This is a genomic window from Microbulbifer echini (assembly GCF_041447225.1).
Lineage (GTDB): Bacteria > Pseudomonadota > Gammaproteobacteria > Pseudomonadales > Cellvibrionaceae > Microbulbifer > Microbulbifer echini.
Genome location: NZ_JBGMEL010000009.1, coordinates 86,737 through 105,854 on the forward strand (window position 1 = coordinate 86,737; position 19,118 = coordinate 105,854).

The window sequence follows — 19,118 nt, forward strand, 5'->3', positions numbered from 1 at the left end:
TCCAGTTAGACCTTATTGTTGTCGGTTAGCGTTAGCCTTTTAAAACCCAAGCCAATGGAAAACTGCTGCTTCTAGGGCTGCCCAGAGGTCTCCATAGCCCGAGTCAATTCCATCGTTTCCCTCGCGCGCGCCTCCTCGCCAATACGCCGGTAATAGTTGACCAGAGCCGTGCCCAGCTTCGGGATTAAAGGGTGCTGCACCTGCTGGGCAATCAGCCTGTTGAGCAGCTCATCCAGCCAGGACCAATGCTTAGCTTCGGCAGCGCGGCGCGCCATGAGCAAGCAGACCTTGGCTGTGAGGGCGCGGGGTTTTTGCGTGGCATTCAGATAACGCTGGTAACCAGCGGCGAGGATGCGCGTATCAATAGCCGGGTTGGCCCCCTGGGCGAACAGCGCCAAGTTGGCGCGGTGGAAGGCTTCGCTATCTGGGCTGATCGCCGTCAAATCGATATAACGCTGAATCAGCGGCAAGTTATCTGGATACTGGCGCACCGCTGCCGCAGCGGCCTCAGCGGCCTCAAGCAACTTGCCCTCCTCCTGGAATCGGTCGATACGGGTCAGCGCACTTTTCTGTGGCGAGGGGAGCTCTTCCTCCTCTTCCGGCATCGCCTGTACCGGTGGGCGCCAGTAGAGCAGCATCAGGGCCAGGACAAAACCAGCCAGCAAACCACCGGTGTGGGCCCAATAAGCAATGCCCGCATCTCCATAAAAATAACCGAATACCTCCTTACCCAGCCACAGGGGCAGTACCATCAACGCCGGCGCACTGAACTCACCAAACATAAATCCGAGCGTGTAAAAAAAGCGCAGGCGACGCACCCCGTAAATGGCCACGAACATGCCCATAATTGCCGACACGGCGCCAGAAGCACCGACCATCGGCACATGGCTGCCCGATTCCACCAGCATATGCAGCCCGGCCGCGGCCAAACCGCCGATCAGGTACAGGGTAATAAACCAGAGCCCGCCCAGAGCCAATTCCACCGACAGGCCAAACAGCAACAAAAACACCATATTGCCGATCAGGTGATCCCAGCTGCCGTGCAGAAACATATGCCCAAACGCCCCCGAAATAGTGGGCTCTGCCGGGGTCAATCCCAGGGCCAAGCTGCTGACCTGATCGCGCAGTTCCGCGAAGTTCTGACGCTGCTGTAGCCATTCGGTCTGCCCTTCCAGCTCCAACTTGGGCAACAGCCACTGGTGAAATTCCGGGTTCCATAACAACTCCCGGTAAACAAATTCCTCTCCCTCCACATCCATCTGCAGACGCCACTCAGGATGTTCTTCATTGACGTAAATAAGGAAATGCTGCTCCTCCAATTCCGGCAGATCACTGGAAAAATAGTACTCTTCGGCCTTCTGCCAGCGGGCTTCATCGCCGCCTTGGTAGAACACAAACATCAGCAGATTGGCGAGAATCAGCGCAAAGCACATCAATGGCGGGCGACGCCAGTCCGGCTTGTTCTGGATGGGGATAATCAGCACGGGCATTTCCTTATTGATATTGCACGAGCGCCCGGTAGCAAAACCCAGCAATAAGAAATCAGGTCGATAGGGCTGACACTCACGCCAGCCGCTTGAAAAATACTACGCCTATTTGCCGCAACTCAAGGCCCAACCACCCCCAGCGACCTTACTTCTTCATCGCGCGGGTAATTACCGCAGGCACATCCCAACTGCGCAGGTGCAGGTCCCGCTGAGGGAAAGGCACTTCGATACCCTTCTCGCGAAACTCGCGCAGCAGCTCCAGGTTATAGAGCGCATAAGAATCGCCCAGGGAGGTAACCATATTACTGTTCACCCACACCACCAGTTTAAAATTAAGCGCGTTATCGCCGAATGCCATCAGCCACACTTCGGTTTTACGCTTCCAGTCGGTGTGGGTGATATTGACCCGAGAGGCGGCCTCCAGTGCGGCCTCGCGGACCAGGTCGGGGTCTGAGGCGTAGGACACCCCAAAAGAAACATGAATGCGCCGCACCGGATCGTCCAGGGTATGGTTGATCACCCGCCCTGCGACAAACTCCGTATTCGGCACCAGGATATCCACATTGTCGCGGGTGGTAATGCGGGTCGAGCGCACATTGATATCGCGGATACGCCCAAACACACCGGACTCCAGCTCCACCAGGTCCCCCACTTTGAGCGGACGCTCAAACAATAGAATTACCCCCGAGATAAAGTTGGAGAATATCGCCTGCAAGCCAAAGCCGATGCCCACAGACAGGGCACCGGCTACCAGCGCCAGCTTCGAAGTATCCAGGCCCAGCATGCTCAACACCACAATGAGGGCGGCACCAACATAGGTGTAGTGCAGCACTCTGCTCAGGTTGTACATGGAAGATTCACTGGCGTGCTCCCTGCGCACCAGCCGGTGCAGGAAGGCGCGGGTCAGCACCGACAATAACCAGGCGCACACCAACACAAAGACCATCTTGGCAATCAGGCGTAGGGTGATAGGATTTTGCGCAATGGTAAACAGTTGGTAATCGGCCAGGGTGCGCCAGCGTTTGTACACTTGGCGGCCGGTCAGAGATAAGCGCTCGCGCACGGTAGCCCACCAGCCCTGGCGCTCCCGGTAGACCTCCAGCTGGGCCTTTTCGTAGCGCTGGATATCCTGCTCCAGGTCGTTGGCCCGCGCCAGGCCACTGCCAATGCGCTCGAAATACGCCCACCAGCGGCTCAGGTCTGCATCTTCCGCCTCATCGCGCCAGGCCACCACTTGTCGCTGGCGAATCGCCAGTTCCCTCGATGTGCTCTCGATCACCACATTGGCGTTTTGCAGTAATTCGCGGCTCACCACCAGGGGGGACTCCTCATCCTGCGGATTCAGCACAAAGTTGATGGATTGCAGCAACTCGCTCTTGCGCTTGCCTAAGTGCTCCTCCAGCAGGTCCACCTCCAGCTGCATCAGCGTGAGGTCCTTTTTCATATTGATATCGGGATCGGTAGAGAGGTCTGTAGTACTCTGGATACTGGTGCGAGTGGCGGCGATACGCTCGATTTTCTTCTCTCTGTCGCCAATTGTTTTTTTCAACTTCTCGGCGTCTTCCTCACTGAACTGCAGGTCGTCGAGCATGCGCCGCAGCTTAGTTTCCGCTAGATCGATTTTCTCCTGCCAAGTACCGAGAAACCCGTTCACACTCTCCAGCTGTTCGATAATATTCAGGTGATTAATCTGCGCCAACAGCAGCGCCTGTGCCGCCGCATCCTCCTCACTGCCCTTGGCATCGCGCAACACAATGACTTGTTTGCGCAGTTGCGCCAGGGACTGGGAACGGCTGTCTCGCAACTGACGCGCCTCCAGTTGCACCCCACTCAGGCGGCGCTTCCCTCGACTGATCGCGGCATCGGCGCTGGCCCAGTCTAAAACGGTAGGATTTTCCGGAAACTTTACCTCCGGCATCAGCTCAACTTTTTGATACTCCTGGCGCTTTTTCCAGGTAACCGCCACCCCCTCCAAACTCTGGGTGATTTTTTCAGCCCCTTTTTGCAGCCCCTCCTCCTCTTCAGGCAAGTCCTTTTGCCATTCGCTCCAGCCCGTTTGCAGGGCCTGTAACCACTCCCTTCGCTGTTCCGGCGAGGCGCTGGTCCACGCGGTCCACCAATCGGCGCTGGGGTCGGCAAAATCCGGCACCTCAGGCTGAAACTCCTTCGGTTTGGAGCCGGGTAACTGAGCCTGTGCCGTCAGGGAAAAAAGCGCGAGAAAAATTAGGCAGAGGACAAGGGGGAGTCGGCGAGAAAATCGATGCTCGGTGCGCGTCTTGTACTTGTATAAATAGGAATAACCACCAGCGCCCAGCATAAGTACATCTGTCCGTGAAGCAGCATCTGCAAGGGGGAGAGCCTGCCCCTAAGGGCTTATTTTTTGAGTGTAGCCGAGAGCGGCCATGCTCCCAGAACGGGCAGGCTTAAGTAGGATTAGTAGCGTCTGCGCTCGTACCCGCGCATACAGTTGAGGTACTGCCTGCGATAGGCGCGCGAACTGGTCACTGCGGCTCTGCCGGGTTGGCGCGCACTTCTCACCAAGCTCTCTGCCCTCGCCTTACAAAATAATTCCCGGCGACCAAGACCTCGGTGCGAGCGGCGTACAGGCCGCGAACTGCGCAACTGACTGACACGTCGGGGGGATTCGTATTTGGAGGGGTAGGCCCGCGGGTAAACTTTCACCTGAGGCGCGAGGGGATTGCGATTGTAGTTGCGCCAGTTGGCCGGGGGTGTGACCACGACAAATTGGTTGTCCTTTGGGTCAAACTCAAAGAAGGTGCCATTCCCAGCCCGCCGATAATCCTTGCCCTCCAGGTAAAATGCAGTCCCGGTGGGCACTTCTGGCACCCTAGCGCCCAGTGGCGGTTCCACTCGGGTATAGCCATCTGGTCCCTGCCGATAGAAGTATCCGCCTACATAGAAGTAGATCTCATTATTGGCTTCGATTAGGCGCGCCCCGTCCGGGAGGCGCACCATCTGCGTCTCCGCCAGGGGTGCCGAAGTCATGGTCAGTAACAGCAGGGCAAACACGAAACGCATGAAACACCTCAACGAGCAATTGATACTCGCGGAAGTGTATTGTCATGGAAAATTGTTCCCCAATTTATTTAAGGGAAACTGTGACCGGAAAATAAGTCAGCTACCCCCCTGAATACTCATGCCGTCCTCATCGCGCACCACTTCGGAGAGTATCTTCACCTCCTGCCCCGGTTGCAGTCGCTCGGCACCGCGCACGATCACCCGGTCCCCGCTGGCTAAATCGCCATAGACCCCGATCCATTCACCATCACCACTACCCAGACGCACAGTCAGGCGCTCCGCTTTTTTCTCCTCATCCACACGGAATACGAAGGTATCGCCATTGCGTAGTACCAGCGCATCCCGCGGCACCGCCATAGTGGCGCGGGCCTCAGATAAGGGCACGGCCACCTGCACTGGCATTCCCACAATCCAGTCCCACTGCTGCGGCGCACTCTGTGGCAGCTGCACCATCAGTTTGACTCTGCGTGAATTATCGCTGGCCACAGGCACAAACTGGCGCACCTGGCCGGTGAAAATCCGCGTGTTGACACTTTCTCCCTCGGAGCGCGATACCGCGTCACTGCGCACCGAAATAGTGTCACCGGCACCGATCAGGGGCAGTGCCGCCAGGGGAATATCCGCCTCGACCTCCAGCTGAGACATATCCAGGGCGCGCAGCAGCTCTGAGCCTGTGCGCACATACTCCCCCGCCTGCAATTCGCGACTCACCACTAAGGTGTCGAAGGGGGCATCAATGGTGGCCTTGGCGAGTTCGTAGACGCGCCGGTCCCGCTCGATTTGCGCGGCCAGAAGATCCTGAGCCATGGCTTCGCGCTCGGCCTGCTGTTCCTCCAGTGCCGCGCGGGAAGTGCTGTTGGTTTCGGCCAATTTACTGAGGCGCTGCAGCTGCGCGTCCAAATAGGTAAGACGCGCCTGCAGCTGGGCGATGCGACTCTCACTATTGCGCAACTGCAGGCGCCAGTGGGTGGCATCCAGCTGGGCCAGACGCTCGCCCTTTTTCACCAGACTGCCGGGCTCAGCGACAAACTCCAGCACGCCGTCCAGCTCTGAGGAAATGCGGATATCGCGACGGCTCACCACCTCTCCGGCAGACCACTGACTGGGCGCCATTTGGCGAGTCTCGGCCCTGTCCACGGTGACCGCCACCGCGCCGCTCTGGGCCAATACCGGCCCAACAACAAAAGTGAGGGTGATACCGGCGAGTAACTTCTTCATTGGGAATTCCTCAAGGCCAACCTTTGGCGCAGGCGGGTGAATTGCGGCAGCGGCAGGTTTCCGGTCTGTAACAGCGCCGGCAACAGAATCAAGGTAAACAGGGTACTGACCGCCATACCGCCGACAATCACCGCGGCCAGGCCGCGATAGATCACACTGCCCTCCCCCGGTGCCACAAGCAGAGGCAGCATGCCGAACACGCTGGTCAGGGTGCTCATAAAAATAGGCCGCAGACGCAGACGCAACGCCTGTTCCACCGCCTCCACACGCGTCGAGCCGGCCTCCTCCGCAGCGCGGGTTTGGTGCACCAGCAAAATGGCGTTGTTGACTACCAGCCCCAGCAAGATGACAAAGCCGATCATGGTGAGTAGGTCGAGGGGCTGAAAGCCAATCAAATTCAGTAGCTGCAGCGCCAGCACGCCGCCCACCGTGGCCAGCGGTACCGTTAACAGCACCAGACCGGCATCGCGCAGGGAGCGGAACAGGGCGCTCATCAATAAAAACAGAATCAGTAGCGCCAGAACAAAATTTTGCGACAGAGAGACCAGGGCCTTGTCCAGGTCGCTGGCGTTGCCACCCACCAGGATGCTGCCATCGTCGGGCAGGGCCTCGCGGATCTGCGGCAGGACCGCTTCTTCCAGCTGGGCGCGCACTTCTTCTAGGGAGACGTCATCCGGCGGCACGATATTCAGGGTGATGGTGCGGCGGCCGTCCACTCGGCGCAGGTTGCCCGGCCCCACAGTGCGCTCCACACTGGCGAGTTGGCTCAGCGATACCACCTCGCCACGGGGAGTGACCAGCGGGGTGTTTTGCAGCTGCTCGGGGGTGCTCCAGGGCTGTGCTTTGAAGATTACATCGAGGCGTTTTTCCCCATCGAAGTATTCGCCCACGTAGAGGCCGTTGCCGAGGGTGCGGATCAGGCCGCCCATATCCTGACGGTTCCAACCCTGCTCCAACATGGCGCGATCGTTGGGGCGCACAGTCAACTCCGGCTCTGAGAGCGACAGACCCGGATTGGTTTGCACCGGTGTCCCCGGCATCACCTCTTCCATCACCTCCACACCGCGGGCGGCGGCGCGCATCAGGCCATCGGCATCGCGGGCCTGTAGATGTAGCGCAATGCGGCGATCACCGCCAAACTGGCCGAACAAATTGCCGCGCGCGGCAAAGCCCTGAAAATCGGGAATATCCACCAGAATTTCTTCACGCAGCAGCCGCTCCATCTCTTTGGCTTGATCCATATCTTTAACGCGCACCCCCATGGTACCGCCGTTGGGCCAGGAAATAATGTAGTAGTTCTTCAATTCCGGTTGGCGCTCGCCGCTCATGTAAGGCGCCATGCGCCGATCCAGCTCGTTGACGATTTCCTTCTCAATCGTCTTGGTGTTGGTCGACGAAGGAAAATTCATCCATACATCTACCGCATCTCTTTTTACCGGCGGTAAATAATCGAGGTTGGGTAAGAAAAAATAAGTCGCGGCAATAGGCACCAGTAAGAACCCGCCGATCACCTGCCAGCGCCGCGCGCGCGTACTGGTTAGCGCCATCACACGGGCAGTGATTTTTTCCCACACCCGCGCCAAGCGGTCCTCATTGGAAATCGGCGGCAACCACAGCTTTGCCGCCAGCGGCACTATGGCCACAGCAGCGAGCAGGGAAAACACGACTGCCACAGCAATAGTCAGGGCTAGGTCACCAAACACCTGCCCCTCGACACTGTTGAGGAAGAAGACCGGCAGGAAGATCGCCACCGTGGTGGCCGTGCTCGCCAACAGTGCCCCCCACACCTGTCCAGCCCCCTGCTCCGAGGCCTCCTCGGGCCCCAGACCTTTTTCGCGCAGGCGTACAATATTTTCCAACACCACAATCGCGGCATCGAGCACCATGCCGGTAGCGAAGGCGAGGCCGGCGAGGGAAATCACATTCACACTGCGGCCGGCAGCGGACAGGACGACGAAGGTGGAAAGCAGAGAGATGGGAATGGCGGCAGCCACAATCAGGGTGGCGCGCATACGTCGCATAAACCACCAAAGCACCCCCACCGCCAGGAGAATACCCAGTATCAGGTTACCGCCGAGTAAATTGAGAGCGCGGTAGACGAAGACCGAGGCATCGAAAGACTGCACCAGCACCAACTGCTCGTTTTTCAGCTTGGTGTCATTGAGCTCCGCCACTTTCTTTTTTACCCGCTCCAGGGTGGCGAGCATATTCGCATCGTTGGTGCGGTTGATGCGCATAGACACCGCAGGGTTGCCATTTTGTGTGGTCACCCCGCGCGACTCCGATGGCCCCACACGCACCTCAGCGATATCGCCGAGGCGCACCGGCTGGCCGTTGCGCCATTCGAGCACCAGCTCGGATAAATCCTGCGGCTGGTATTCGCCAACAAAACGCAGGGTGTAACGGCGCCGCCCCACATCGGTGAAGCCACCGGAAACATCCCGCGCCGAGGCCAACTGGCGGCTGATCGCCGGCAGCTGAATGCCCAGGTCGGCGGCCTTCCAGGGATCGAAAATTACCTGCAGTTCCTCCTGTGCGGCGCGACCGGACTGGGCCTGCACACTGGCGACACCGGGCACAGACTCCAGCTCCGGGCGCAAAACATCCTCAATCAGACCGGCGTAGTCGTCGAGGTGGTGGGGATTGCCGGGAAGTTTCTGTAAAAAGAAATAAGTGAGTGCGGTGGCATCCCCGCCCCAACCGCCCAGCATCACCCGCGGCGGCTCGGCATCCCGCGGCAGCGGTGGCAGGCTACTCATTCGGCTGATGACATCGATCAGCACTTTGTCCATATCGGTGCCCATGGTGAATTCCAAGTTCACCCAGGCGCCCCCACGGCCCGCGTTCACCTGCATCATTTCCAGGCCAGTCAGGCCCTGCAGTACCGATTCGATGGGCTCGACAATTTCCGCTTCCACCTCTTTGGGCGCGGCGGCGCGCCAACCGGCCTGGATGGTAATGCGCGGGTTTTCGATATCGGGGAAGAGTTGTACCGGTAGGCGACTGGCGAGAAAGGCTCCCAGCAATACGGCGAGTACCACGGCCACACCAGCGGCGGCGGGATTTTTTAGAGCGGCTTTTGTCAGCGCCATTCCATAGGCCCTTATTTTATATTCACGATTAACCTGGCAATGACCTAGAAAAGTCTTTATCTACCTGCACGGTCTCCCGTAAATACTGACGCAGAATCATAAAATTGCAGGTTTTTCCCGGCTTACGCCCAACTAATTTTTTCGGAAATACGTACCGATTTTGTCAGCAAACGTATTACTCCCGGGACTCTGGCTAGGCGCCAACAGCTGCACTTTCTTGTGCCGTGCGATACACCCAACGGCAAATGCTGCCGGGCGATGGTGGGAAGGCTACTGCAATAAAAAACGTAAACAAGGGTATTGCGACAAAGTGCCGGGAATTATCGGTCAGGCCACCAGACGATTTTCCACTCGCACTGCAAACGAAAAAACTCAGAGAAAATGCTGTACTTTGTTCTTGTAGCTGCGGCTCATTTTCAGGCACTCACCATTATCCAGCACCAGGTGATACTCGCCGTTAATATGGGCACGGATTTCCCGCACGCGACTCAGATTCACGATAGTGGAGCGGTGAATTCGCTGAAATAATTTGGGGTCGAGCTGTTGCTCCAACTCCTTCATGGTGATGCGCATCACATGGGTTTCCCCCAGGGCATGCACACACATGTAATCACCGGCGGCATCGATCCAGTCGATTTCCCGGGCCGGCACCAGAGTAATTTTTCCGGAGTCCTTCACCGCAATTTTATCCGGGTAGGCGCTGCCGGCGAACTGACCACTCACCAGTTTTTGCTCTAGCGCCTGCGGAGATTCCCTGGTCAGGTCCGCCACGGCTTCCAACAACTGTTCGCGTTGTATGGCGATATCCGCGGTAGCCATTTTTTCCCGCGCGCGCGTCAGCGCCAATTGCAGGCGCTCCTCCTCGATGGGCTTGAGCACATAGTCCACCGCATTGACTTCGAAGGCCTCCACCGCGTACTGGTCGTAGGCGGTTACAAATACGACCTGCGGCAGCTTTTGCAGGGGCATCTGTTGGACCAGTTGCAGACCATTGATACCGGGCATCTGGATATCCACAAAAGCCACATCGGGATTCATCTGGGGGATAATCTCCAGGGCCTCGCGGCCATTGCCGCACTCGGCAATCACCTCGACGCCAGGCATCTGCTCCAGGCGCAGGCGCAGGCCGCGGCGTGCCAGGGGTTCGTCATCGACAATTACTGCGGTCAGGTTTTCAACTGCACTCATCTCGTTATTCCTGTTCGTAGGGAATGCGAATATTCACCGACAGGCCACCCTCGGGGCGGTTGCGGAAACGCACTCTCTGATCATCGCCATACAGGGCGCGCAGTCGCTCACAGGTGTTGCGGATACCAACACCGTAACCCTTGCCAACCAGGCGCAATTCCTCTTCCGGCATACCCGGACCATTGTCGCTCACTTCAAGCAATAATTCCCCGGCAAAAACCCGCCCCTTGATATTGATCTCTCCGCCGCTCTCTAGCTGGGAAATCCCGTATTTAATCGCATTTTCCACCAGGGGCTGTAACAACAGGCTAGGCACCAACGCCAGGGACGACTCCCCCTGCAGATCCAGGCTCACCCCAAGGCGGTCGGCAAAGCGCACCTTCTCGATATCCAGATAGAGCATCAATGCCTCTACCTCCTTGGCCAGAGTGACCTTCTGCATAGGGTCATTGTCCAGGGAGTGACGCAGAAACTGTGACAGCCGCGTCACCATATTGTTGGCAGTGCGTCCGTCATTATCCAAAATCAGGGTGGAGATCGCGTTCAGGGTGTTAAACAAAAAGTGGGGGTTCAACTGATAGCGCAGCATTTTCAGCTGAGCCTGGTGCGCCATAGATTCCGCGCGCAAGGCCTTGGCCCGCTGGGTCTGCGAAGACTGGTAATACTTTATGCCGTAATACAGCGCCGCCCAGGTGGTGAGAATCAAAAACGAATAGGAAAACCAGTACATGGCCAGCACGGCAGGGTGTTCGTCGCTCTCTTTGCCGTAGAGCCACAGTGAACCGCCAAACTTGATCGCCGCCCACACCGCAGCGGCGCCCACGACCAATAACACCGAGCCGAGGAAGCGGGTCGCCGGGGGTTTGTTCCACAGACGCCGGAATCCCTGGCGCATGACTTCACTGAGGAAAATTCCGGCGACGGTGGCCACGGCGATATAACCCGAGTGGATCCAATGGTCCTTTACCCAGAAAAAGCTGCCGACAAAAGTCAGCAGGGTATAGCCGGCCCAGCCACTGAGCTGCAGGGCCCAGTATTGAGACCCGTGGCTCGATAGGCGCTGTGAAAGCCACTGAAATGCTTTGTTTCCCATAATCTCCCGCTAGAGGCATCAGAAAATAGCGCCGATTTGACACTTTTGTATGGCTTCATACTAAATGGGGCCGATCGCCGACGAAACACCAACCGGCGCAGCACAGGGACAAACTGCCGCATGACACTCTGGTTATTCAAATCCGAACCCGATGAATACAGCCTGCAAGACCTCGCCGCCGAAGCCTCTGGCTTCGGTCGCTGGGATGGCATTCGCAACTATCAGGCGCGCAACTTCCTGCGCGACCGAGTCGCCATAGGTGACGGGGTGCTCTTCTACCACAGCGCCTGCAAAATACCGGCGGTGGTAGGCACCGCCGAAGTGGTGCGCGCCGCCTACGCGGACCCCGCCCAGTTCGACCCCGAGAGCAAGTATTTCGACCCCAAGGCCAGTGCCGACAAGCCCCGCTGGTACTGTGTGGACCTGGCCTGGCGCAGCGAATTCGCCCGCCCTGTGCCCCTGGCCGACATCAAGAAAAACCCGCAGCTGACGGAGATGGTTTTGGTGAAGCAGGGCCGTTTGTCGATACAGCCGGTGCGTCAAGAGGAGTGGGATAGCATCGTAAAATTGGGGGGGAAATGAATCGAAGGGGACGGCACCGATTACCGTCCCCCAATGAATTCTCCTTGCCCGCCGCTTATCTTTCGTGCCGCTCTTCATCCGGCCGCGGCGGATTGCGCCCCACGCTGTACCAGTCCAATTTCCGCGTCAGCACCATAGTGCAGCCGAGTACTCCGAACACCAGCAGCGATCCCATCAACAGGGCGTAGTCCTCGGCACTGAGCAGGCCGTAGAGAAGTGCATAGAGCGCTGCCAGCAGTCCGGCAAATCCCAAACCGCGGTGCCAGCTGCGCAACACTGCGCTGGTGTAGAAACCAATCAAACCCACACACGCGCTGGCGGACAATACATAGGCCTTGGCAAAGGCAATATGTTCAGACAACGACAGCAGAAGCAGGTAGAACAACGCCAGTGCCAGTCCCACCAGGGCGTATTGTACCGGGTGCACAGCCAGGCGCTTGAGGATCTCGAAGAGGAAGAAGGTGGCGAAGGTCAGAGTGATAAACAGCAGAGCGTATTTGATCGCGCGGTCTGTCTTTAGATACTGATCCACCGGATCGAGAAAACTCACACCAAAGCGGCTTCCAAGCAGGTTCTTACAGTGACTCCCCCCTCTGCAGCGCTGCAATATTTCTTCCAGGTTGGTGGCGAAAAAACTGGTCTGCCACTCGGCAGTGAAACCGCTATCGCCCACTTGTCGGCGGGTGGGCAGGAAATCCCCAAAGAAACTCGGGTGCGGCCAGTCGGCACTCATTATCACACGGCTGTCGCGGCCCACCGGCACCAAGCTGAAATCCTCGGTGCCCTGCAGTTTGAGATCGAAAGCAAATTCCAGGGTCTGACCACCTTCGCGCTCCAGCGCTGGTAGTACGGCGTGCACGCCATCACCGAGAATTGGCGCGCCACTGCCGGGGGCAAATTCCAGGATCTGATTGTTCAGGTGCAGTTTCAGATCATTGCGGATACCGCGAATATCGTTGATACCCACGGAGAGATAGGGTGTACCCAAAAGATACTGGTCCAGGTCGGCGCCAAGGCCCAACTTCTCGGGCACGCGAAACAGGCCGCTGACCTTGCTGTCGCTATGGTACAAAAGCGCCTCATAAATACCACGCGCACGCCGCTCTGTGGTCAGATCAGTCTCAAAGACAAAACGCTCCGGCAGAAAGTATAAGTGCCCCCGCTCCTCCCGCTTTTCTTTGTAGCGCTCTCCCGTTTTTTCGTTCGTCATCCACTGCCAAAACGTCTTGACGTAGGGCACCACCAAAATGGGGCCGGTGATTTGCTGGTTGTAACTGGAGCTGCGCGCAATATCGTCAATCACCCCATCCTGATAGCGCTTTCGCTCAGTAATCAGGCCATCAATCATGGTCAGCGGAATCAATAAAAGCAGAATCAAAATGGCAATAGCGCCCAATTTAAAAGCCAGGGCTCGGTTCATGGTTCAGACCTCAATGTCGGGTTTCGATCTGCCCAGTCTGAGCGACCGATGTGGCGCATCGGTGGAGGCGGGAAGGAAATTGGAAGGAGATTGTGTGGATTTTTATGGAGCCGGTTCAGGCTCCAGGCAATAGCAGGCGGACTTCAACGCCCCCCTCGACGTTGTCGATGGCCAGGTCGCCGCCATGCAGCTCGGCCACCTCCTGTACAAAATTGAGCCCCAGGCCCGTGCTCTTGTGCCCACCATCGGGCCGAGGTAGCGAGTAGAAGCGCTCGGTCAGACGCCCCAGGGCATACCGGGGTATCGCCTCGCCCACATTGTATAAGCGGAGTTCAACCCGCTGTTCGCGCCGCTCGGCACTAAAGCGGATTAGCCCGGCGGGAGCCGTGAAATCCAGGGCATTATCGAGCAGGTTCGCCAGCGCCTGGCGCAGTAAGAAGCGCTCGCCGCAAAGTTGCAGCGCCGGTTCCAGCGCCAGCTCTACGCGCAACCGCGCCTTAGTGATTCGCGCCCCCTGTGCCTCGAGCAGCTCCTCCAGTAGTGGCCCCAGTGGCACCCCCACGCGCTCCTCCAAACCCTGGCGCTGCTCCACCTGAGCTAAGTGCAGCAAACGTTCACTCAGCTGCTGCAGGCGCGCTGTCTCCCGCTGAATATTGTTCACAAAACGCTGGCGCTGCACCGCTGGCATATCGCTATCGAGCAACTCCGCCGCGCCGTGGATGGCCGCCAGGGGGCTCTTCAATTCGTGGGTGAGGGTGTGCACATAGCGCTCTACATAATCCCGGCCCTCCAGCTCGTTGCGCATCTGTTCCACCGCCGCGGCCAATTGCCCCAATTCGCCGCTGGGTAGACGCGGCGGTTTCACCCGACGGCCCGCACTGGCGGCCTTGGCGTAATCGGTCAGTTTGCCCAGGGATCTCCCCAGCCACCAGGATAATAATGCCCCGACCATCAGGCCGAGACCGAGCAGCCCCGCACCCAGCCAGGCCAGACGCCGCTGCGAGCGTTCGATATAGGGCTGCAGGGTACGGTTGGGTTTGGCCACCGAGACCACGCCGATAATCCGCTCGCCGTCGAGGATCGGCGCCGCCACATACATCACGGAGGAGTCTGGATTATCTGGCTCTTCGCGGGTGGAGCGGGCGCCGTAATCACCGCGCAGAGTGAGGTATACATCGTTCCAGCGCGAATAGTCCTGCCCTAAGGCCCGTCCACTGGAGTCGAGTAGGACTCTGCCATTCGCGTCGGTGACATAAATACGGTGGTTCACCTGACTCTTGGTGTGCCCCCAGATAGTGGCTTCAGGGCGCCGTCGACCATAGGCTTCGAGCAGCGCCGGCAGGTGACTCTGGGCCAGATTACCGGCGGCAACCTGGTCGCGCAGGATCTCCGCCAACAGATTCGCGGTGTCCACCAGGGTTTCCTCGGTGGACTGGCGCACGCCGGGGCGAATCTCATCCATCACCCTGCTCAGCACGAACCAGCTGGCCAGACCGACAAACAGGAAATAGACCGCGAAGATGCGCACCCCGAACGGCATCTCAGTGCACCAGGCAGCAGCTGTAACCCAGGCCTCGATGGGTTTGGATAGGCTTGGCGGCGGGCGCCACCTCACGCATTTTGGCGCGCAGACCTTTGATATGGCTGTCGATATTGCGCTCGTAACCCGCTTCCAGGGCCACCCCCAAGGCATCGAGTAACTGCGTGCGGGAAAACACCCGGCCGGGCTGGGCCAGCAGGGTTTGCAGCAGACGAAACTCGTGATGGGTCAGTGGCAGCAGCTGCTCGTGAAAATGGATCTGGCAACGTGCCGAGTCGATGCGAAAGGGCCCCTGCTTCGCCGCGACCTGCGGCGGCGCTGTTGCACGCGGTGCCACCCGTTTGAGGATGGCCTTGACCCGCGCCGCCACTTCGCGCGGGCTGAAGGGTTTCACCACATAGTCGTCGGCACCGATTTCAAGGCCTACCACCCGGTCTATTTCCCCGCTGCGCGCGGTGAGAAAGATCACTGGCACCTCAGAAAATTGACGCAGGCGCTTACAGGCTTCAAAACCACTGATATCCGCCAGCCCCACATCCAGGATCACCAAATCAAATGGCTCGCTCGCGAGCAGTGCCAGAGCTTCACCGGCCAGCTCCAGCCAGCGAGTGGCAAACCCCTCGGCCTGCAAGGCATACACCAGGGTATCGGCGATCGCGGCTTCATCCTCAACAATTAATACTTTGGGCATGGGTTACTGGGCTCTAACACTCTGCTCTCTGGCGAATAACTTGTCTGCACCATCATTTACTCACAGGAAATCGACCATTTCCTCCAGGGGCTTTCTGGCGATCGCCGGCACCTGGGCGCCCTCCGCCGGCAGTCCGGCCACCAGAATCATGTAGGGCTTCTCCTCAGGCGGGCGGGAGAGAATGTCATTGAGAAATTTCATCGGGCTGGGGGTGTGGGTCAGGGTCGCGACACCGGCATTGTGCAGGGCCGCAATCAGCATACCGGTGGCGATACCCACAGATTCCGCGGTGTAGTAATTTTTTAACCGCTCCCCATTTTCTGCACGGGAAAACTTCTTCAGGAAAATCACGATCAGGTAGGGCGCGGTTTCCAGGAAGGGCTTGGATGCATCGGTACCCAGGGGCTCCAGGGCACTGAGCCACTCTTCCGAGGCGCGACGCTGGTAAAACTCGCGCTCCTCCTCTTCCGCCGCCAGGCGAATACGGCGCTTAATTTGTGCGGTTTCCACCACGACAAAGTGCCACGGCTGCCTATTGGCTCCGCTTGGGGCACTGCCCGCCGCACGCAGGGCATTCTCAATAACCCCCCGGGGCACAGGATTTGGGGAAAAATCCCGCACCGAACGACGCCGGTGCATCAAGCGGAAAAACTCGTCGGAACGTTCGCGCATGGCTTCTTCATGCAGGCGGATGAAATCGAGCGGCTGGCAAGGTTTCTCTGCGGTCATAGCCCTAAACCACACCTTTGGTCTGCGCAATAAACACACTGAGCAGTGACAATAGGGTCAGTAGAATCACCAACAGCAACAATAACAGCAAAGGCCTGAACGGCTTGCGCTGCACTTGGTTAACACCGCTTTTAAGGTACTGATCCACGCGGGCCTGGTCGGCCTCGGACAGTTTCTTCTGGGGAAGATCGGACATGGCTCTGACGCTCGTTTTTGTTGTGCCCCGAGTGTAGGAGAAAGCGAAAAACGACTCCACAAAAAAAGCCCCGCAATGCGGGGCTTTTACACAGCTCGGCAAAAGGGCTGTTAGAACAGCGCCTCCTCCAGGTCCATCAGGGTTGCACTGCCGGCGTTAACGCTGGCAGCCAGGGCCTGGGTACGCGGCAACAGACGTGCGAAATAGAAGCGCGCGGTCTTCACCTGACCTTTGTAGAAACTGTCCGCCTCCTGCTTATCCAGTGCCACCGCAACCACCTTGGCCCACATAAAGGCGTAGGCTACGTAGCCAAACAGGTGCAGGTATTCCACGGACGCCGCGCCCGGTGCATGGGGGTCTTCCTGAGTGGCTGCAACCATCTTTTCGGTCGCTTCGCGCAGGCGCTGCAGCGCCGCTGCCAGTGGCTGAACAAAGCCTGCCATACCCTCGCGATCCACTTGGCTGTCGATAAATGTCTGCACATCTCCCGCAAACATCTCGAACAGGGCACCGCCGTTGGCGACGGTTTTGCGCCCCACCAGGTCGAGAGCCTGGATGCCGTTGGTGCCCTCGTAGATCTGGGTAATACGCACATCGCGCACCAGCTGTTCCTGGCCCCACTCGCGAATATAGCCGTGACCGCCAAACACCTGCTGGCCGAGTACGGTGCAGTCGAGGCCCATATCGGTGGCAAACGCTTTCACGATCGGTGTCAGCAGGGCCACCATGGACTCGGCATTCTTCTTCTCGTCGCCCTCACCAAACTTGGAGATATCCAGCCACTGCGCCACATAGGTGGACAGGGCGCGGCCGCCGCCAACCAGGGCTTTCTGAGTGAGCAGCATACGGCGCACATCGGGGTGAACAATAATCGGATCGGCAGCTTTTTCAGGCTGCTGCGCGCCCGCCGGTGAGCGGCTCTGGATGCGATCGCGCGCGTATTCCACGGCATTCTGGTAGGAGCGTTCGGAGGCGCCGAGGCCCTGAATACCCACTCCCAAGCGCTCGTAGTTCATCATGGTGAACATGGCCGCGAGGCCCTTGTTCAGCTCGCCCACCAGCCAGCCCTGGGCGCCATCGAAATTCATGGCGCAGGTGGCGGAGGCCTTGATTCCCATCTTGTGCTCGATGGAACCGCAATTCACATTATTGTTTTCACCGACATTGCCGTCTTCATCCACTTTGTATTTGGGCACCAGGAACAGGGAGATTCCCTTGGGTCCTTTGGGTGCATCCGGCAGCTTGGCCAGCACCAAGTGAATGATATTTTCGGACAGATCCTGATCGCCACCGGTGATAAAAATCTTGCTGCCGCTAATGCTGTAGCTGCCGTCTTCGCGTGGCTCGGCCTTGGTGCGGATAATGCCCAGGTCCGTACCGGCGTGGGGCTCGGTCAGATCCATAGCGCCGGCCCAGGTGCCTTCGTACATCTTGGGCAGGTATTTTTGCTTCAGCGTCTCGCTGCCGTGGGCGTCAATCGCCAGGCAGGCACCGTTGGTCAAAACCGGGTAGAGGGCGAAAGAGATATTCGAGGCATTGATCATTTCCTCAACTTGGGCGCCGAGCATCTTCGGCATGCCCATGCCGCCGTACTCCGGATTACCCAGCAGTGCGCCCCAGCCGCCTTCACAGAAAGTGGCATAGGCTTCTTTGAAGCCCTGTGGAGTGGTCACAACGCCATCGTTCCACTGGCAACCCTCTTCGTCACCGCTGCGGTTAATCGGGTCCAGGGTGTTGGAGGCCAGCTTGGCCATCTCTTCGAGAATCGCATCCGCGGTTTCGCGATCCACCGCCCCGTTCAATCCGGGCAGTTCCGCCCAGAGTTTTTCCGCAGCAAATACTTCGTGCAGCAGGAAGTTCATCTCCCGCAGTGGCGCCTTGTAGTCGGCCATGCTCCCGGTCCTCATTCAAGTGTTTCAAACGCTTGTTTGAATCTAGGGCCGTAGAGACGCAAAGTCAACTGGTTTGGGCCCTCACGGGCCCTGATGGGAGAGCTTGCAGGGAGGGCGTTCAGGCCGGTAAGAGCGGGCGAATATCCAGGTGCTGCGCCACTTCGCGGTAGTCTCCCGCCACGCTGTGGGGAACTACACCGAGCAGCGGTGCCGGCAGCAAGGCCTCAAGGGTGGCGAGGTTTTCCTCCCCGCGGACCATTTCTGGGCACACAAAATTTGCCACCCAGCCCGCCAACGGCAGGCCATCGCGGCGGATGGCCTCGGCGGTTAGGAGCGCGTGGTTGATACAGCCGAGCCGCATGCCCACCACCAGAATCACCGGGGTGTTCAACTCCCTCGGCAGCTGCGACAGGAAGGCCCTGGGCCCCAGCGGCGTACGCCAGCCACCGGCGCCTTCGATCAGCACCAGGTCGGCACCGGCGCACATCACACCGCGGCAGACACCGGCCATACGGGCCACATTCAACTGCGTGCCCGCCTCAATGGCGGCGATATGAGGCGCGATAGCCGGCTCCAGGGCAAAAGGGTTCACCTGCTGATAGCCGAGCGGCATGGTCATAGCCTCTTGCAACAGCAGAGCGTCCTCGTTGCGCAGCCCGTTTTCGGTGCGCACACAGCCGGAGGCCACCGGCTTCACCGCGGCAGTTTGCAACCCCGCATTCGCAGCTGCGGTGAGTAGTGCCGCGCTCACAAAGGTCTTACCCACTTCGGTATCAGTACCGGCAACAAAATAACTTCTACCCAAGGCGAAAGCCTCCCCTCATCAAAAAAGTTCAATTTTTTTCTTGTGGTGACTTTTCACGCCACGCACTTGGTGATAATTTAGACGTGTAGCGCAGATTTTGAACAAGTCAAGCCAAGCACTGATAACAAAGGCACGGGGCCGCGCTC

General features: G+C 58.6%; 15 protein-coding genes. 1 reads left to right on the forward strand and 14 read right to left on the reverse strand.

Annotated elements, in window-relative coordinates; genetic code table 11:
* Positions 1 to 71 precede the first annotated feature (71 nt).
* The 7 genes from ACCI51_RS10580 to ACCI51_RS10610 form a co-directional block, all read right to left on the reverse strand.
* Positions 72 to 1,484 carry a rhomboid family intramembrane serine protease gene (locus tag ACCI51_RS10580; protein ID WP_371843528.1) on the reverse strand — a complete coding sequence of 471 codons (1,413 nt, stop codon included), beginning with the start codon at positions 1,482 to 1,484 and terminating at the stop codon, positions 72 to 74.
* Between the two features lie 148 nt (positions 1,485 to 1,632).
* On the reverse strand, positions 1,633 to 3,804 hold the full coding sequence (locus ACCI51_RS10585; RefSeq protein WP_299582368.1) for a mechanosensitive ion channel family protein: 2,172 nt from the start codon (positions 3,802 to 3,804) through the stop codon (positions 1,633 to 1,635).
* A 116-nt stretch (positions 3,805 to 3,920) separates the two neighbouring features.
* Positions 3,921 to 4,526: a DUF6515 family protein gene (locus ACCI51_RS10590; protein WP_299582365.1), complete on the reverse strand. Its 606-nt coding sequence runs from the start codon at positions 4,524 to 4,526 to the stop codon at positions 3,921 to 3,923.
* Between the two features lie 96 nt (positions 4,527 to 4,622).
* Positions 4,623 to 5,744, reverse strand: coding sequence for an efflux RND transporter periplasmic adaptor subunit (locus tag ACCI51_RS10595; RefSeq protein WP_371843529.1), 1,122 nt, complete (start codon positions 5,742 to 5,744; stop codon positions 4,623 to 4,625).
* Positions 5,741 to 8,836 carry an efflux RND transporter permease subunit gene (locus tag ACCI51_RS10600; RefSeq protein WP_371843530.1) on the reverse strand — a complete coding sequence of 1,032 codons (3,096 nt, stop codon included), beginning with the start codon at positions 8,834 to 8,836 and terminating at the stop codon, positions 5,741 to 5,743. The genes ACCI51_RS10595 and ACCI51_RS10600 overlap by 4 nt, the downstream gene beginning before the upstream one ends.
* Positions 8,837 to 9,208: 372 nt before the next feature.
* Complete coding sequence (locus ACCI51_RS10605) at positions 9,209 to 10,024, reverse strand: LytR/AlgR family response regulator transcription factor (RefSeq protein ID WP_371843531.1); 816 nt, start codon at positions 10,022 to 10,024, stop codon at positions 9,209 to 9,211.
* Positions 10,025 to 10,028: 4 nt separating this feature from the next.
* A complete protein-coding gene (locus ACCI51_RS10610; protein WP_371843532.1) occupies positions 10,029 to 11,117 on the reverse strand; it encodes a sensor histidine kinase in 1,089 nt (362 codons plus the stop codon).
* 120 nt (positions 11,118 to 11,237) lie between these two features.
* Here ACCI51_RS10610 and ACCI51_RS10615 point away from each other — a divergent pair, with 120 nt between their 5' ends.
* Entirely contained in the window at positions 11,238 to 11,699 is a 462-nt protein-coding gene (locus ACCI51_RS10615; RefSeq protein WP_371843533.1) for an EVE domain-containing protein, read from the forward strand.
* A 55-nt stretch (positions 11,700 to 11,754) separates the two neighbouring features.
* Here the strand turns inward: ACCI51_RS10615 and creD are convergent, their stop codons facing one another.
* From creD to bioD, 7 genes are all read right to left on the reverse strand, one after another.
* A complete protein-coding gene (creD, locus tag ACCI51_RS10620) occupies positions 11,755 to 13,119 on the reverse strand; it encodes a cell envelope integrity protein CreD (RefSeq protein ID WP_371843534.1) in 1,365 nt (454 codons plus the stop codon).
* Between the two features lie 115 nt (positions 13,120 to 13,234).
* Positions 13,235 to 14,659 carry a two-component system sensor histidine kinase CreC gene (gene creC, locus ACCI51_RS10625; protein ID WP_371843535.1) on the reverse strand — a complete coding sequence of 475 codons (1,425 nt, stop codon included), beginning with the start codon at positions 14,657 to 14,659 and terminating at the stop codon, positions 13,235 to 13,237.
* Position 14,660: 1 nt separating this feature from the next.
* Positions 14,661 to 15,350, reverse strand: coding sequence for a two-component system response regulator CreB (creB, locus tag ACCI51_RS10630; protein ID WP_371843536.1), 690 nt, complete (start codon positions 15,348 to 15,350; stop codon positions 14,661 to 14,663).
* 60 nt (positions 15,351 to 15,410) lie between these two features.
* Entirely contained in the window at positions 15,411 to 16,079 is a 669-nt protein-coding gene (locus ACCI51_RS10635) for a nitroreductase family protein (RefSeq protein ID WP_371843537.1), read from the reverse strand.
* A 4-nt stretch (positions 16,080 to 16,083) separates the two neighbouring features.
* On the reverse strand, positions 16,084 to 16,275 hold the full coding sequence (locus ACCI51_RS10640; protein ID WP_299582333.1) for a DUF3094 family protein: 192 nt from the start codon (positions 16,273 to 16,275) through the stop codon (positions 16,084 to 16,086).
* 110 nt (positions 16,276 to 16,385) lie between these two features.
* A complete protein-coding gene (locus ACCI51_RS10645) occupies positions 16,386 to 18,167 on the reverse strand; it encodes an acyl-CoA dehydrogenase C-terminal domain-containing protein (RefSeq protein ID WP_371843538.1) in 1,782 nt (593 codons plus the stop codon).
* A 118-nt stretch (positions 18,168 to 18,285) separates the two neighbouring features.
* Positions 18,286 to 18,972: a dethiobiotin synthase gene (bioD, locus tag ACCI51_RS10650; protein WP_371843539.1), complete on the reverse strand. Its 687-nt coding sequence runs from the start codon at positions 18,970 to 18,972 to the stop codon at positions 18,286 to 18,288.
* Between the last annotated feature and the right edge of the window lie 146 nt (positions 18,973 to 19,118).

Coding starts and splice junctions, on each gene's coding strand:
- ACCI51_RS10585 (WP_299582368.1), bottom strand. CDS start 3,804: ATGCTGGGCGCTGGTGGTTATTCCTATTTATACAAGTACAAGACGCGC.
- ACCI51_RS10590 (WP_299582365.1), bottom strand. CDS start 4,526: ATGCGTTTCGTGTTTGCCCTGCTGTTACTGACCATGACTTCGGCACCC.
- ACCI51_RS10595 (WP_371843529.1), bottom strand. CDS start 5,744: ATGAAGAAGTTACTCGCCGGTATCACCCTCACTTTTGTTGTTGGGCCG.
- ACCI51_RS10600 (WP_371843530.1), bottom strand. CDS start 8,836: ATGGCGCTGACAAAAGCCGCTCTAAAAAATCCCGCCGCCGCTGGTGTG.
- ACCI51_RS10605 (WP_371843531.1), bottom strand. CDS start 10,024: ATGAGTGCAGTTGAAAACCTGACCGCAGTAATTGTCGATGACGAACCC.
- ACCI51_RS10610 (WP_371843532.1), bottom strand. CDS start 11,117: ATGGGAAACAAAGCATTTCAGTGGCTTTCACAGCGCCTATCGAGCCAC.
- ACCI51_RS10615 (WP_371843533.1), top strand. CDS start 11,238: ATGACACTCTGGTTATTCAAATCCGAACCCGATGAATACAGCCTGCAA.
- creD (WP_371843534.1), bottom strand. CDS start 13,119: ATGAACCGAGCCCTGGCTTTTAAATTGGGCGCTATTGCCATTTTGATT.
- creC (WP_371843535.1), bottom strand. CDS start 14,659: ATGCCGTTCGGGGTGCGCATCTTCGCGGTCTATTTCCTGTTTGTCGGT.
- creB (WP_371843536.1), bottom strand. CDS start 15,350: ATGCCCAAAGTATTAATTGTTGAGGATGAAGCCGCGATCGCCGATACC.
- ACCI51_RS10635 (WP_371843537.1), bottom strand. CDS start 16,079: ATGACCGCAGAGAAACCTTGCCAGCCGCTCGATTTCATCCGCCTGCAT.
- ACCI51_RS10640 (WP_299582333.1), bottom strand. CDS start 16,275: ATGTCCGATCTTCCCCAGAAGAAACTGTCCGAGGCCGACCAGGCCCGC.
- ACCI51_RS10645 (WP_371843538.1), bottom strand. CDS start 18,167: ATGGCCGACTACAAGGCGCCACTGCGGGAGATGAACTTCCTGCTGCAC.